The organism is Rudanella lutea DSM 19387 (assembly GCF_000383955.1).
Lineage (GTDB): Bacteria > Bacteroidota > Bacteroidia > Cytophagales > Spirosomataceae > Rudanella > Rudanella lutea.
Genome location: NZ_KB913013.1, coordinates 2,465,041 through 2,479,186 on the forward strand (window position 1 = coordinate 2,465,041; position 14,146 = coordinate 2,479,186).

8 protein-coding genes are annotated in these 14,146 nt (G+C 55.9%); 1 reads left to right on the forward strand and 7 read right to left on the reverse strand.

Annotated features, from left to right (window positions below; all coding sequences use genetic code 11):
* Nucleotides 1-39: 39 nt before the first annotated feature.
* Both RUDLU_RS0110225 and RUDLU_RS0110230 read right to left on the reverse strand, forming a co-directional pair.
* Nucleotides 40-678 carry a hypothetical protein gene (locus RUDLU_RS0110225; RefSeq protein ID WP_019988281.1) on the reverse strand — a complete coding sequence of 213 codons (639 nt, stop codon included), beginning with the start codon at nucleotides 676-678 and terminating at the stop codon, nucleotides 40-42.
* Entirely contained in the window at nucleotides 675-1,190 is a 516-nt protein-coding gene (locus RUDLU_RS0110230; protein ID WP_019988282.1) for an RNA polymerase sigma factor, read from the reverse strand. Before RUDLU_RS0110230 ends, RUDLU_RS0110225 begins: the two co-directional genes overlap by 4 nt.
* Before the next feature lie 200 nt (nucleotides 1,191-1,390).
* On the opposite strand from RUDLU_RS0110230, the gene RUDLU_RS0110235 reads away from it, so the two are divergent.
* Nucleotides 1,391-1,798, forward strand: coding sequence for a DoxX family protein (locus RUDLU_RS0110235; RefSeq protein WP_019988283.1), 408 nt, complete (start codon nucleotides 1,391-1,393; stop codon nucleotides 1,796-1,798).
* Nucleotides 1,799-1,908: 110 nt separating this feature from the next.
* Here the strand turns inward: RUDLU_RS0110235 and RUDLU_RS0110240 are convergent, their stop codons facing one another.
* From RUDLU_RS0110240 to RUDLU_RS0110260, 5 genes are all read right to left on the reverse strand, one after another.
* Nucleotides 1,909-5,646 carry a putative Ig domain-containing protein gene (locus RUDLU_RS0110240; RefSeq protein WP_083940554.1) on the reverse strand — a complete coding sequence of 1,246 codons (3,738 nt, stop codon included), beginning with the start codon at nucleotides 5,644-5,646 and terminating at the stop codon, nucleotides 1,909-1,911.
* 396 nt (nucleotides 5,647-6,042) lie between these two features.
* Nucleotides 6,043-6,525, reverse strand: coding sequence for a Uma2 family endonuclease (locus RUDLU_RS0110245; protein WP_027302935.1), 483 nt, complete (start codon nucleotides 6,523-6,525; stop codon nucleotides 6,043-6,045).
* Between the two features lie 30 nt (nucleotides 6,526-6,555).
* Nucleotides 6,556-8,952 (reverse strand): outer membrane beta-barrel family protein, encoded by a 2,397-nt coding sequence (locus RUDLU_RS0110250; protein ID WP_019988286.1) that lies wholly within the window; start codon nucleotides 8,950-8,952, stop codon nucleotides 6,556-6,558.
* Between the two features lie 187 nt (nucleotides 8,953-9,139).
* A complete protein-coding gene (locus RUDLU_RS0110255) occupies nucleotides 9,140-10,702 on the reverse strand; it encodes a RagB/SusD family nutrient uptake outer membrane protein (RefSeq protein WP_027302936.1) in 1,563 nt (520 codons plus the stop codon).
* Nucleotides 10,703-10,729: 27 nt separating this feature from the next.
* Nucleotides 10,730-13,897, reverse strand: a complete 3,168-nt coding sequence (locus RUDLU_RS0110260; protein WP_425414116.1) for a SusC/RagA family TonB-linked outer membrane protein — start codon at nucleotides 13,895-13,897, stop codon at nucleotides 10,730-10,732.
* Between the last annotated feature and the right edge of the window lie 249 nt (nucleotides 13,898-14,146).

The following is a 14,146-nucleotide window of genomic DNA, read 5'->3' on the forward strand; positions in this document are numbered from 1 at the left end:
TTACACGAGTACGATCCACCAATAACAAGAAACCATGAACTAGGCCCCTGGAACACCACCCGATTCGAGGTCAGTCAGAATCCGGGTGAGCTGATTGAGGGGTTGCCGAAATCGGTACTTGTTTTCGTACAGAATAGCCACCGAGAAAGCGGTCAGCGCAACCGCAAACAACATCAGGCCCGGCAAGGGATTCTGGCGCGGGTCGGGGAGCCAGCCAAACCGAACCGCCAACAAAACCAGCAACCCACTCGTAAGCGGCACGGCTACGGCTTCGAACCACTGCTTGAACCGGAAAAACGAATGGATAATCCGGTACTGACGCCGAACGTAGGCGGCCAACGGCTGCCCTGAGGGGTCGGGCGGATACGAGCGGGACAGGGTGTACTGCTTGAATTTGGTAAAAAATAGGTAGCTGAACGGCAGGTAGAGCAACACACCTGACAGGCACAGGCGGGGCAAAACGGGATCGTGCCAGAAACGCACCGTCAGGTGAATAAGCGTGATGTAGATCATCAACTGCCACACCCCCGACGCCCAGATGTACTTCCCCACCGACCGCTGCTCGGCCCGAATCCGGCCCTGAATCAGACGTTGCACCTCGGCCGAATCGGCGGGGGGTACGGAGGCCGCGCCGGTCTGCCGCCATGCGTTGCGAAAATTTTCGAGAGAATCGGTCATTGTTGCAGGTGAGCCCCGGGCTCGTTTAGTTGTTTTTCCAATCGCTTCCGAACCCGCACCAGCCGCACGCTGACATTCGAGACGGTCAGGCCGGTAATGTCGGCAATCTGTTCGTACGACTGTTCTTCCAGGTACAGCAGCGTAATCGCCTTGTCGACCGGCGACAACCCGTCGATGGCGCGATACAGTAGCCCCACCAACTCCTCATCGGCCGAACTGTCGGGCGGGGCCGCGAGTCCCAATACCTGTTCTGACAAGGGTTCGGGCCGGAGGGCGCGCCCACGTTTACGCACGTAGGTAAGGGCCGTGTTGAGGGCAATTCGGTACATCCAGGTCGACAGGCTGGCTTCGCCCCTGAACCCCGGATAGGCTTTCCAGAGCTGGTACGTGATTTCGCCAAACAGATCCTGTCGGTCGTCGGGGTCGGGGCAATGCACCCGGCAGAGCCGGTACAAAAACGGTCGACTGCGGTTGTAATGCCCTAAAAATTCGGTTTCCTGCGCGGCCGTCATGGGTTTTGACTGGGTTCGGTTTACTTCATTAGTCGCTGGCGGGACCGAAAAACTACACGCCCGACCTATTCTTTTTTCGGTACAGAACGGGCGGCTTCAAAATGGCACAATTACCCCGCCACAATGCCCTGTTCGCCCCCCGTACGGGTCGACCAAAGGCCGTACTTTTAGGAAAAAAATAGACCAAACAACACGTACTTATGAAAAAGACAACCATTGCGTACTGGGTATTCACGGGGCTTTTCTGCTTCGTGATGGGGGGCTCTGCCATTCCGAATATTATGGCCGATGCTGTTTCTATCAAAGGGTTTGGCGAACTGGGCTACCCGGCTTATCTGGTGCCGTTTCTGGGCTGGGCCAAGTTGCTCGGAATCATTGCGCTATTGGTTCCGGGCTACCCGCGCCTGAAAGAATGGGCCTACGCCGGCCTTATGTTCGACATTCTGGGTGCGATTTACTCAATTGCAGCCGTGGGCAAGCCCCTCAGTCTGTGGCTGCCCATGTTTGTGCTCCCGCTCGTCGGAATGCTGTCGTATGTGTATCATCACAAACGACTCAACGCCCACGCCACCAAACAAACCCGCGCCATGAACCCGGTACTGGGGTAACGTGGCCCAACCCGTACGCAAAAGCGGCCCCTCCTGCGCAGGAGGGGCCGCTTTTGGTTGTGAGCAGATGTTGTCGGCCGTATCCGTTGGGTACGGCCCACAAGCCTCCGTTAATCAATCTTGAGCAGACGAATCGTATGCGACCGGGTTTCGGTTGCGGCCCGCAAGAGGAGCGTTCCGCCCGGCTGCCGACTCACATCGAACCGGAATCGTTCTTCGGCCTGCCCTCGTTCGCGTCGCTGCTGACCGATAATCTGGCCCTTCGAGTCGGTGAGCAACACCTGAACCGGTTCGCCCGCAATGCCCGTCACCGCTACTTCGACCACGCCATTGCTGATTGGGTTGCCACCCACCGCCGTGATGCCGATGGGGTTCAGATCGACCGTTGCCAGACGACCCGAAGCCGACGAAGCACTGATGGTAATCGTCACCGTACCGCTCGCCGACTGCCCGACGGTACTCGTACCACCTGTAGCCGTGCCCGACGTAGCCGTGCCACTGGTGCCTGTGCCGCTGGTGCCGCTGCTACTACTACCGGTAGAGGCCACAATGACCACCGTGTTGCTACCGGCCGCCGTTGGCGTACCCGATATGGTGCCGGTGGCCCCGTTGATACTCAACCCAGCCGGGAGCCCCGTAGCCGCGTATGTCAGGGTCTGACTGCCGCCCGCCGTGAACGTACCTGTAGGCAACGTATAGCTGAACGCACGCCCAACAACCCCCGTAGCCGATACCAGCGATCCGCTAAATACAGGGGCGGTTCCGGTGGTACCTGTGCCGCTGGTGCCGGTCGTGCTGGTGCCACTCGTCACCGAACTACTGATGGTGATACCCAGCGTGCCACTCGCCGACTGCCCAACGGTGGCCGTGCCACTGGTACCGGTGCCACTTGTACCGCTGGTACTACTACCCGAACTTGCCCTGATAACTACCGTATTGCTGCCTGCCGCTGTGGGCGTTCCGGATATGGCCCCCGTGGCTCCATTGATGGTTAGCCCCGCCGGGAGACCCGTGGCCGCATAACTCACCGACTGACCGCCCGTAAACGCACCCGTAGGCAGTGTATAGCTGAATGCCTGCCCGACCGTACCCGTGACTGAGGTCAGCGGTCCGTTGAAGACAATGCCCGTGCCACTCGTACCGGTGCCGCTGGTGCCGGTCGTGCTGGTACCGCTCGTTACCGAACTGTTAATCACAATACCAAGTGTACCACTTGCCGATCCGCCCACGGTAGCCGTACCACTGGTACCGGTCCCGCTGGTTCCACTCGTACTGCTGGCCGAACTAGTTGCCGTAATCACGACGGTATTACTACCAGCCGTAGTGGGCGTACCGGTAATGGCCCCGGTGCTCGGGCTGATGGTCAGGCCCGCAGGCAGGCCCGTGGCCGCGTAGGTGAGCGACTGACCTGTGGTAGCCGAGAACGACCCGTTCGGGATGGTGTAGCTGAACGATTGCCCAACCGTACCTGTCGCCGAGCCCAACGTACCGACAAATGCTGTTCCGCTCGTGCCGGTGGTACTCGTACCGGGGTTGACGGTTATGCCCAATAGCGCACTCGCCGACTGCCCGCTCGGGTTCGTCGCGAAAATGACCACCGCACTATTGCCCGCCTGTGTTGGCGTCCCGGATAGGGTCCCGGTAGCTGCATTGACACTCAGCCCCAACGGAATCCCCGACGCGTTGTAGGTCAGCGATTGACCCGTAGGCGAGGTAAAGGCTCCCGTAGGTAAGGTATAGGTAAACGCCTGCCCGACCGTTGCCGTAGCCGAGGCCAACGTACCGCTGAATACCGGCGCGGTTCCCGTTCCGCTCGTAACCGAGCTGTTGATCAAAATCCCCAATGTACCGCTAAACGATTGCCCTGTAGTAGCCGTGCCGCTTGTACCCGTCCCGCTCGTACCGGTGGTACTGGTGCCCGAACTGACCGTAGTACTCGTACCGGACGTGATGGCCGTAATGATCACCGTATTACTACCCGCCGTGGTCGGGGTACCGGTAATAGCTCCCGTACCGGTATTGATCGTCAGGCCGGGTGGTAGCCCACTGGCCGAATACGTCAGCGACTGACCCGCCGTAGCTGAGAATGACCCGTTCGGAATGGTATAACTGAACGATTGCCCAACCGTACCCGTGGCCGACCCCAGTGTTCCGACAAAGACCGTACCCGTGGTTCCTGTTCCGCTTGTACCGGTGCCGCTCGTTACGGAAGCATTGATCAGAATCCCCAGCGTACCGCTAAACGATTGCCCCGTAGTAGCCGTGCCGCTCGTACCCGTCCCGCTGGTACCGGTGGTACTGGTGCCCGAACTGACTGTAGTACTCGTGGCCGAACTCGTAGCCGTAATAACTACGGTATTGCTGCCCGCAGCAGTAGGCGTACCGGTAATAGCTCCTGTATTCCGGTTAATGGCCAATCCGGGTGGTAGCCCGCTGGCGGCATACGTCAGCGACTGACCCGCTGTAGCGGAGAACGATCCGTTCGGAATAGTGTAGCTGAACGACTGCCCAACCGTACCCGTGGCCGACCCCAGCGTACCAGCAAAGGCTGTTCCGCCCGACGTACCGGTGCCGCTGGTGCCCGTGGTGCTGGTGCCACTCGTCACCGAGCTACTGATCACAATACCCAGGCTGGCCGTAGCTGACTGCCCCACCGTGGCCGTACCCGACGTGCCGGTGCCGCTGGTGCCCGTGGTACTGGTGCCCGAGCTGACGGTAGTACTGGTGGCCGAGCTGGTGGCCGTAATAATCACCGTGTTGCTACCGGCCGTGGTGGGGGTACCGGTAATAGCCCCCGTGTTTCGGTTGATGGTCAGGCCACCGGGTAGCCCACTGGCGGCATACGTCAGCGACTGACCCGCCGTGGCCGAAAACGACCCGTTTGGAATGGTGTAGCTGAACGACTGCCCAACTGTACCCGTAGTAGAGCCCAATGTACCACTAAATGCCGGAGGGGGCGTAACCGGACCACCACCAGCACAGAACGAAGCAATATCGAAGACGTACGTAGCAATAGCCCCGCCCTGCGTAGCCGTAATGATAATCGGCTTCGGGTCGGCCCGTAAACCGGGTTCTACCGTGCCCGTTGCTGAGCCTAGGTCATTACGCGTAATACCCGGTGCGATGTACGTAATGGGCCCACCATTGCTTCCGGTGGTATTAAACGTAATAGCCCCGGTAGAGCAATTGTAGGTAGGCTGAGCCAGGGCAAACGTACTGCCCGCCGGATTGACCCCCAGCACAAACTGCGCCCGTGCCGACTGCCCCCGTGGATCGGTGGCAATGATGGTAATGAGGCTGAAACCGGGCGACGTAGCTGTGCCGTAAACCGTGCCGGTGGTCGGTTCTACAACCACACCCTCGGGCATGCCGGTCCCCGAGTAGGTCAGGGTTTCTCCCTCTGGATCAACAAATGCGCCCGTCGGGATGTAGTAGTAAAGCGTGCGCCCGACCGTACCCGACCCCACCGGCAGACTGCCATTGAACACGGGCGGACGATTGGACGGTGTAGCGCAGAACGACGCCAGATCGAAGGCGTAGCTGGTCGACATTCCGCTCTGCGTAGCTGTGATTACAATCGGTTTAGGATCGGTCCGGAGCCCTGCTTCCACGGTGCCGTTGTTGCTGCCTGCGTCACTCCGGGTGATGCCAGCTGCCGAGTAGGTAATGGGTGTACCGTTGCCCCCTGTTGTGTTGAAGGTGATAGCCCCTGTGGCGCAATTGTACGTGGGTTGTGTTAGGGTGAGCCCCGTTTGAGCGGCAACTGTGTGTCCTAACTGGGCCACCACATACAACGCCCATGCACACAGCCACAGCCGCGCGGTTGGTAATCGGAATAATCTGAGCATACTTGTTGAGTAAAAAAGTTGGAATACCGTTTGTGGATTAAGTGAGAAACCAATCGGCAAGCCGAGAACGTAGCCTAAAGCTGCGTTACGTAGAGACAGACGATCGCCCCCAATGAACGAGCACGTCGTTCAGGGCCCAACTCAAATCGCTGTAAATGAAGCATACACCCCCACAGTGGGCGTGACCGAAGTGCGGCACCCGTCAGATTACTATTTATCCCAGCAATCAAATAGCCTTTTCGAAGGCAAGGTCATTACGGATAAGAATATTTCAAGTATGAATGTTATCGAAAGGGTATTAAAGTGTTTCAGCGGACCCCAAACGTCCTAAAAAAGGCCGCCACCGACGGGTGCGTCGGTGGCGGCTAAGGTCTTGTTTATATGTCTTTTAACGGTCTACTCCTCAAAAATCTCTTCCAGCTTCACTTCGACTCCTGAGGTGGCATCAATAACGGTGCCGTTACCCGAAAAAAAGCGGTATTTACCAAACTCCGAGTACACCGAAATCGCCTGGAAGCTGGGAATCACTAGCCAGCAACTTTTTACGCCTGCCTTGAAGTAGCGCTCAAACTTAGCCAAAATCTCCGTATCCGATTGAGAGGGAGACACAATCTCAACAACCGTCAGGGGCATTTCGGTCATCGACGTCACATCGTGCAGAAAATCAATGCGTAGCTTCGGATAAATGGCAATATCGGGCACTGTATCCGGGCGCTCGGGCATGGTTAGATTAAGTTCCGATAAAACTGTGTGCGTTTTTCGGTAACGATAATCTAAACTAACCAGCAAATTTTTCTGCACATAAGCATGATTGAGTGTAGGCACGGGCTTTCCTCGTTCGAGTTCGTATTCCGATAGCTGTTCGAGTCTAGCTTTCATACGTGCAGAGATTTTCTCAATTGTAACAAACTACTGCTCCAGTTCAAACCCGCCTTTTTTCTTGGTGGCCTGCCGGAATCGGTAGCTGATCGTCAGGTTGATTTGCCGGAGCCGCCCCTGCCCAATGCTCGACGTATAGAAGTTGGCCCCCTCCGTAATCGAACGAAACTTACGCGAGTTGAACACGTCGATCACGTTGAGCGTCATGGTGCCGTTCTTGTTAAAAATCTCGCGGCTAACGGCCAAATCGAGCGCAGCCAGCGCTTTCTGACGGCCCTGCGGCAGTTGCTGTGGGGCATCGTAATTGCCCCGCAGTTGCAGGTCGGTGCCTTTCACCACTGTAAACCGCGAGCTAAGCCGGGTAAACCAGGCGTAGGTATCGCTCTGAAAATCCGAATCGAGGTTGGCGCCGTCGGTCATGGCCCGGAAGAAGTTGAAGTTACCATCGAGTTTCCACCACTTTGCCAACGCATACGACCCGGCAAACTCAATACCGTAGGCATTCTCGGTTGCGAGGTTTTCGGGCCGGGTAGTAGCCATACCCTGCGCATCGACCCGCCGAATCCGTAGAATTTTGCCGGTCGTGTAGCGGTAATAGGCCGACGAGCTAATGGAGCCTTTCTCGAAGTATTTGATATGCCCCAGCTCGTAAGCATCCGTAAACTCAGGGTTCAGGTCGGGGTTGCCGCTGAAGAAGTTACGGGCATCGCTGAAGGTCATGAACGGGCTCAGGTCGTTGTAAGTTGGCCGACGCACCCGGCGGCTGTAGCTGATTTGCAGGGCGTGCTGCCGGGGTAAATCGTAGGTCATGTGCACACTCGGAAACAGGTTGGCATAGGCCCGCGGGTTCACCTCGTTGGTTTGTTTGAGGGTTGTTTTCACGTCAGTCCATTCGGCGCGCACACCGGCCTGATACGAGAGCCGACCGTTTTTGTTGCCCACAATCCCGTACAACGCGTTGATTTTTTCTTCGTACACAAAGTTGTTGGTCAGGCCCGGCAGCGGCACGTACACACCCGCGTTGTTCTGTTGCGTCACCGAATAGTCGTTGGTCATGTCGCGGTCGCTGCTCCGCACCCCGGCCTCAAACTTACCCTGCTTGGCAAACGGGTGTACGTAATCAATTTGCAGCAGCAACTGCTTTTCGCCTTCATCGTTGACGGAGCGTTGGCGGTTTAGCGGAATGGCGGGCGTACGGCCATCAGGCTTGTACAACTGCTGGGTAAACAGCTGATCGGAGCTTTCCCAGTTGTCGAGCAACCGAATATCGGCCGACAGTTCGTGGCCTTTGCGCAGAAATGAGCGCTTGTAGGTGATGGCATACTCGGAGTTTGGCTCCGTTTCGGTTTCGTCCTGCGTGCGGTAGGTCACGCCGAGGGGGTTGGCCATTGAGTTCACAAAATCGCGGTAGTAAATGTCGGCATAACGCTTGCCTTTGCTACCCCGGTAGGTGTACGAACCGGTCAGAATGTTGCGCTCATTGAAAAAGTAATCGATACCCGCCTGAATGTTGTTATTCATGACCCGTTGCCGAAAATCGCCGTTCTGCTGGCTAATCAGGGTCGAGTCGTTGCGGTAGACTTCCTGATAGAGCGAGTTGCGACCCGGACGCCGACGGTACGCAATCGTGTAATTGACAAAGAAATTGAGGTTTTTCTTGCGGTAGTTGAGGTTGGTAGCTACCCCCAAATTGGCCGGATACCCCGTAATCAGGTCGACCGAGCTGTTGAAACCCTCCTGCCGTTCTTTTTTAAGCACAATATTGATTACCCCACCCATACCTTCGGCTTCGTACCGGGCCGATGGGTTGGTGATCACCTCGACGCGCTCAATCTGACTTCCCTGTAACTGTTGCAGGCCCGCGCCCCCTTTGAAACTCACCAGCCCCGACGGCTTTCCGTCGATCAGAATCCGGACGCTGCCACTACCGCGCAGGCTAATGTTGCCCTCTACATCGACCGCTACCGACGGAATATTGCGCATCACGTCGATGGCCGTACCACCCGCGTTAGCAAGGTCTTTCCCAACGTTGAAAATCTTTTTATCTAAGGCCAGTTCCATTTGGCTCTTTTCGCCCTGCACCACCACCTCAGCTAACCGCTGCGCCGACGTTTTTAGCACAACAGTCCCTATTTGCACGTCGGCATTGGCCACCCGCACGGGCGAGATTACTTTGCTCAGGTACGCTACCGATGAGATTTTGAGGTAATACTGACCGGCTGCAACCGGAATCGTAAACGTACCGGCTTCGTTGGCGGTAGCGCCAGCCACCAGCGCAGAATCGGCACTTCGGTGCAGAGCCACCGTGGTAAACGGCACGGGCGCGTTCTGCTCATCAACGAGGGTTCCGCGAACCGACACGGGCGTTTGGGCAAAAACAGATGAACCTAAGCAACCAACCAACAACAATAGGTATAAATTCTTCATACCTGTAGAAGAGACCGCCCGGTTTGCTTTACTGTAAAAAGGGGGATTTTAAAGGCAGGATGAGGTAGGTTTAGGAAATCCTACTATGCATTCCGGGAGTCATTGAACTGTAAACCCCAAACGCGCGTCGGGGCGGCAAACCATATGGTCTGCCGCCCCGACGCGCGTTTTTTATTAGCTGATACGCTTAGTTCGGATAACCCGGATTCTGCGTTTTCAGGTTCGGGTTGTTGAGCATCTCCGGCCGGGGCAGGGGCAGCAACAGGTGCTTCTGCTCCAGAGCCTTGTTGGTGCTCAGGTTCACGTGACCCACAAAGTTGTCAAAGCCTTTGGTCGTCTCGTTGAACACTTTCCGCAAACGAACCATATCAAACCAGGTGATCTGCTCGTAGCAGAACTCATACCAGCGCTCGCGCCATACGGCCTCGCGGAAGCTGTTCTGCGTGAACGTACCCAGTGCCGGAGTCGTCAGCTTAGCGCGGTCGCGGATACGCTTCAGAGCCTCAACCGTAGCGGCCGTTGGGCCACCTACTTCGTTTTGCGCTTCGGCAAAAATCAGCAGTGTTTCGGCAAACCGAATCTGCGGTACGTTCAGGTTGTTGTTCCGCGTACCGGCTACACCCTGCGTACCGTTTGACGTCCGGTTGAAGTGCTTGAACACATACGGACGGCCCAACTCAAACCGGGCACCGGTTCCGTTGGTGAAGTACGTCGTGTAGAAGTACCCTTCCTGATCCTTCGTACGGAGGTCGCCCGCTTCGTACGAGTTGTAGAACGACAGCGTTGGAATGGAGCTACCTGTACCCGTTGGGCCGTTGAAGTTAATCGGCTTGAAGTTTCCGTAGAAGTTATCCATCGGGTTACCTGCTACCACGGCGTTGTACTGAAGCTGGAACAGGTGCTCCGTCCGGTTTTTCAGGCTTTCGCGGTGTACATCTTCAAACGTCGGGAACAAGTTGATTGTACCGGGGTTCGCATTGGCGTACGTGATTACCTCCAGGGCCTTGTCGGCAGCCAGCTTGTAGTGCGTAGCGCCTTTCGCCAGCGGGAAGCCCGCCATTGTCAGGTACACTTTAGCCAGTTGGGTTTTCACTGCTGCCAGGTTTACCCGGCCGCTTGCATCCATCCAGGGCAGACCAGCCGCTTCAGCCGCTTTCAGGTCTTCCACAATCAGGTTGTACACGCTTTCCTGCGGAGCACGAGCAGGCAGGAAGTCCTCTGACGTAGCCGTTTGGGGCTTCGTAATGAGCGGAATATCGCCCCATAACCGTACAGCCGTAAAGTACGCCCATGCCCGGAGGAAGCGAGCCTCACCCAGAATTTTGGCCTTTTGGGCGTCCGGCATCGGCGTGATAGCCGGTACCCGGTCGAGCACGAGGTTGGCATTGGCAATTACCCGATACAGACCGTTCCAGTAGTTTACGATGTGTGCTGTATTGCCATCGTGCGAGAGGCTGTAGAGGTTGTTCAGGTCTGAGTTCTGCGCCGTTTCGGTGGTTGAGGTACCTGTCATGGCCTCCAACAACTGCCAGTTCGACGAGAAAATACCCGCACCACCTCCGAAGAAGCGCGTATCGGCGTAAACGGCCGCCAGACCCGCTTCAGCATGATCAGGAATAGTAAAGAAATTGTCAGGCTGGAGGTTCGATGGCGGTTGTTCGTCGAGGAAATCAGAACAACCAACAGGGCCAAGCAGAACGGTTCCGCAGAGCAATGCTTTGGTTATGGATTTTGCAATGGAATATCGCATGGTAGCTTCAAAAGTTTGGAATAGGGTTTACAAAGTAAGCTGCAGACCCAGCATGTAAGTTGTTGGCTTCGGATAGTTGTGCCAGATCATACCTTGTGAGAAGGCACTGTTACCACCACCCTGGTTAGTCGGCGTCACTTCAGGATCACCCACGATTGGATCATCAACCAGCAGGAAGAAGTTCTGAACCGTGGTGTAGAAGCGCAGGCGGCTTACTTTCATGCGGCTTGCCACTTGTGAAGGCAGCGTGTAACCGAACAACAGGTTACGGCCCCGCAGGAACGATCCGTCTTTGATCCAGTGGCTGTCTACGTTGGTTACGTAGCCGGCACGCGTTTCCCGAACCTCGGCAATCGGCGTGTTCTGGTTCTGTGGTGTCCAGGCGTTCAGTACCGACTTGTAGCTGTTAGCCAGTGCCTGACGGTCTTCGCTGGCGTGCAGGTTCATCATCATTACGTCGTTGCCGTACATGAACTGCAATTCGAGCGTAGCGTCGAAGTTGCCAAACTTGAACTGGTTCGTCAGAGCGCCCCAGCCTTTCGGGCTACCATTACCGATAATGCTCCGGTCAGCGTCGTTGATTACCTTGTCGCCGTTCACGTCGAGGTACTTGATGTCACCCGGCAGAATGGTCAGGTTGTTCCGGTAGCTCGTAAACTTAGCAGCTTCTTCACGCTCCGCTTCGCTCCATACACCCAGGCGAGTCAGACCCCAGAATGAACCAACTGGCGCACCTACCCGGATAATGTTGGTTGGGTTGGTGAAGTTCGGGCCACCTACGTTGAAGATGTCGGCAGGCGTAGCCAGCGTCAGTACCTTGTTGCGGTTGAGCGACAGGTTAAACGAGGTATTCCACGAGAAACCACCCCGGCTTACGTTCACCGTATTCAAACCAAATTCAAATCCTTTGTTCTCCATCGAACCTACGTTCCGGCGGATCGTAGCGTAACCACTCGACTGCGGTACGGGGGCATCGAGGAGCATGTCGGTCGTCAAACGATAGTAGTAGTCAGCCTCCAGGTTAACACGACCGTTGAACAGGCTCACTTCCAGACCTACGTCCGACTGAGCCGTTTTTTCCCAACGAAGGTCGGGGTTGGCCAGACGGTTGATACCCGTTCCGCTCACCCGCGTATCGTTGTAAACGGCCGCGTAAGTAGAGCTGAGTGTTGCGAGCGACTGATAGGTCGGAATTTCGGAGTTACCCGTCTGACCATAGCTGGCGCGCAGCTTGAGGTTCGATACAATCGGGTTGCCTTTGAGGAAGTCCTCTTCCGATACCCGCCATGCCACAGCCGCCGATGGGAAGAAGGCAAACTTGTGGTTATCACCGAATCGCGACGAACCGTCGGCCCGGCCTGTTACGGTCAACAGATACTTCTCTTTGTAACCGTAGTTAACCCGACCAAAGTAGGAGTTAAAGGCAAACCGCGATGCATTTGAACCAACCTGTGGGTTGGTAGCACCGGCACCCAGGTTGTTAAATCCGAAGTAGTCCGTTGCAAAGTTGTTCACCTGAGCGTTCATCGAGAAGAAGTTATTCTCCTGCCATGAAACCCCCAACAGACCCTGGATTGAGTGATCGGTGCCGATTTGACGGTTGTACGTCAACAGGTTTTCCAGCGACCAGAACGTTTCTTTCTGGTTGTAGGTCCGGGCGTTACCGTTACCACCGATGTTGAGCGTACGAGTCTGCGATTCGTTGTTCTCCTGCGTTACGATGTTCGTACCCAGGATCGTTTTGAACTCCAGACCTTTCGCCAGGTTCAGGTTAGCGTAGAGGCTACCAAGTACCGTTTGGGTGTTCAGGATGTACTTACGACCCATCAGACGGTGTACCGAGCTCATGGTACCTTCGGCGCTGGGGTAATCCCGGTTGTTGGCAAACTGACCGTTGGCATACCGTACAGGCAGGAACGGGAAATCCTCCACAATCTGCCGCGCTACGGCGTCATTGATATCGACCAGGTTCTCCGCCTGGTTGTTGTAGCTCAACGTACCACCAATCTTGAGCCATTTTTTCACCTGATCGTCTATCGTAAAGCGGCCTGAGTAGCGCTTCATGTACGATGTTTTGATGAGACCCTGATCATCGCGGTAACCCAGCGAGAGCGAGTACTGCGTGCGCTCGCTACCACCGCTAAAGCCCAACTGATGGTTTTGCGACAGTTTGTTTTGAGTCGACTCCTTAAACCAGTCGGTATCGTACAGTGGGTTCAGATTTTCGTCGAACACACCGGGGAAGTTGGCGCTGTATGCTTTCCGACGGGCAATGGGGTCGAGGTACGTGTACTGACCAGCCGCCCAGCCTTTCGGGTCATACTTGGCGATGTTTTTGTACGCCAGTTCTTCCGTTGCCAGATACTCACGGGCGTTGAGCACCTGCGGACGGTTGGGTCCGATGGTGTTCACGCTGAAGTCGGCGTTGTACGTTACGGTACCTTCGCCTGCTTTTCCTTTCTTGGTGGTTACGAGGATAACCCCGTTGGCACCCCGTGCTCCGTAAATAGCCGTCGACGATGCATCTTTCAGTACCTCGATCGACACGATGTCGTTCGGGTTGATGTAGTCGATAGCCGAGCTAAACTGGTTCTGGTTACCTTGTGGCAACAGTACCCCGTCGACTACGTACAGCGGGTTGTTTGATGAGTTGATTGAGCTGAAACCACGAATACGCACGGTAGTACGACCACCCGGACGACCCGAGTTCGTGTTTACCTGTACACCCGGCATACGGCCCGACAGCGCCTGGTTGAGCGACGGCGCCGGACGCTCCATAATCTGGTCAGCTTTCACACCCGCTACCGAACCCGTCAAATCGGACTTACGGACAGTACCGTAACCGATTACCACGACTTCGTTCAGTTGCTTGTTGTCGGCTTGCAGCGTCAGGTTGATGGTAGTCTGGTTGGTGACCGCTACCTCCTGGGCTGTATAACCCACAAACGAAAATACCAGCGTTGCACCCGCATCGGGTACCTCAAGCCGGAACCGGCCATCGGCATCCGTCACAGTCCCGCGTGTAGTGCCTTTCATCACTACACTTACGCCGGGCAGGGCAGAGTTGGCATCATCTACCACCCGGCCGGTAATGACCCGCTCAACGGCTTTTGTATCCGTTGCTATGTGCTCTTCAATCGCTAGGCGATCCTTAGCGACCGCGCCATACGTCAGACTGGTGCATGAGATTGCCATGAACACCTGTAGTGCGGCAACCCCCATCCATCTGCGTGGCCCAATTAAGGTTGGTATAGATTTACTCATACATTTTTCTGACTCCGCTAAGAGTCGTTAGGAAAAATTAAAGTTAAAAGTGGACAAATACCGTCATCAAAAAGAGTATACCAACGGGCCAACTACTGCTAAATACAAAGAAATAATTTTTAAAAAATTTTAACATATCTCTTTCCTGCACGAATGGCTACATAATTAAGGAGTTACGGG

Coding starts and splice junctions, on each gene's coding strand:
- RUDLU_RS0110225 (WP_019988281.1), bottom strand. CDS start 678: ATGACCGATTCTCTCGAAAATTTTCGCAACGCATGGCGGCAGACCGGC.
- RUDLU_RS0110230 (WP_019988282.1), bottom strand. CDS start 1,190: ATGACGGCCGCGCAGGAAACCGAATTTTTAGGGCATTACAACCGCAGT.
- RUDLU_RS0110235 (WP_019988283.1), top strand. CDS start 1,391: ATGAAAAAGACAACCATTGCGTACTGGGTATTCACGGGGCTTTTCTGC.
- RUDLU_RS0110240 (WP_083940554.1), bottom strand. CDS start 5,646: ATGCTCAGATTATTCCGATTACCAACCGCGCGGCTGTGGCTGTGTGCA.
- RUDLU_RS0110245 (WP_027302935.1), bottom strand. CDS start 6,525: ATGAAAGCTAGACTCGAACAGCTATCGGAATACGAACTCGAACGAGGA.
- RUDLU_RS0110250 (WP_019988286.1), bottom strand. CDS start 8,952: ATGAAGAATTTATACCTATTGTTGTTGGTTGGTTGCTTAGGTTCATCT.
- RUDLU_RS0110255 (WP_027302936.1), bottom strand. CDS start 10,702: ATGCGATATTCCATTGCAAAATCCATAACCAAAGCATTGCTCTGCGGA.
- RUDLU_RS0110260 (WP_425414116.1), bottom strand. CDS start 13,897: ATGGCAATCTCATGCACCAGTCTGACGTATGGCGCGGTCGCTAAGGAT.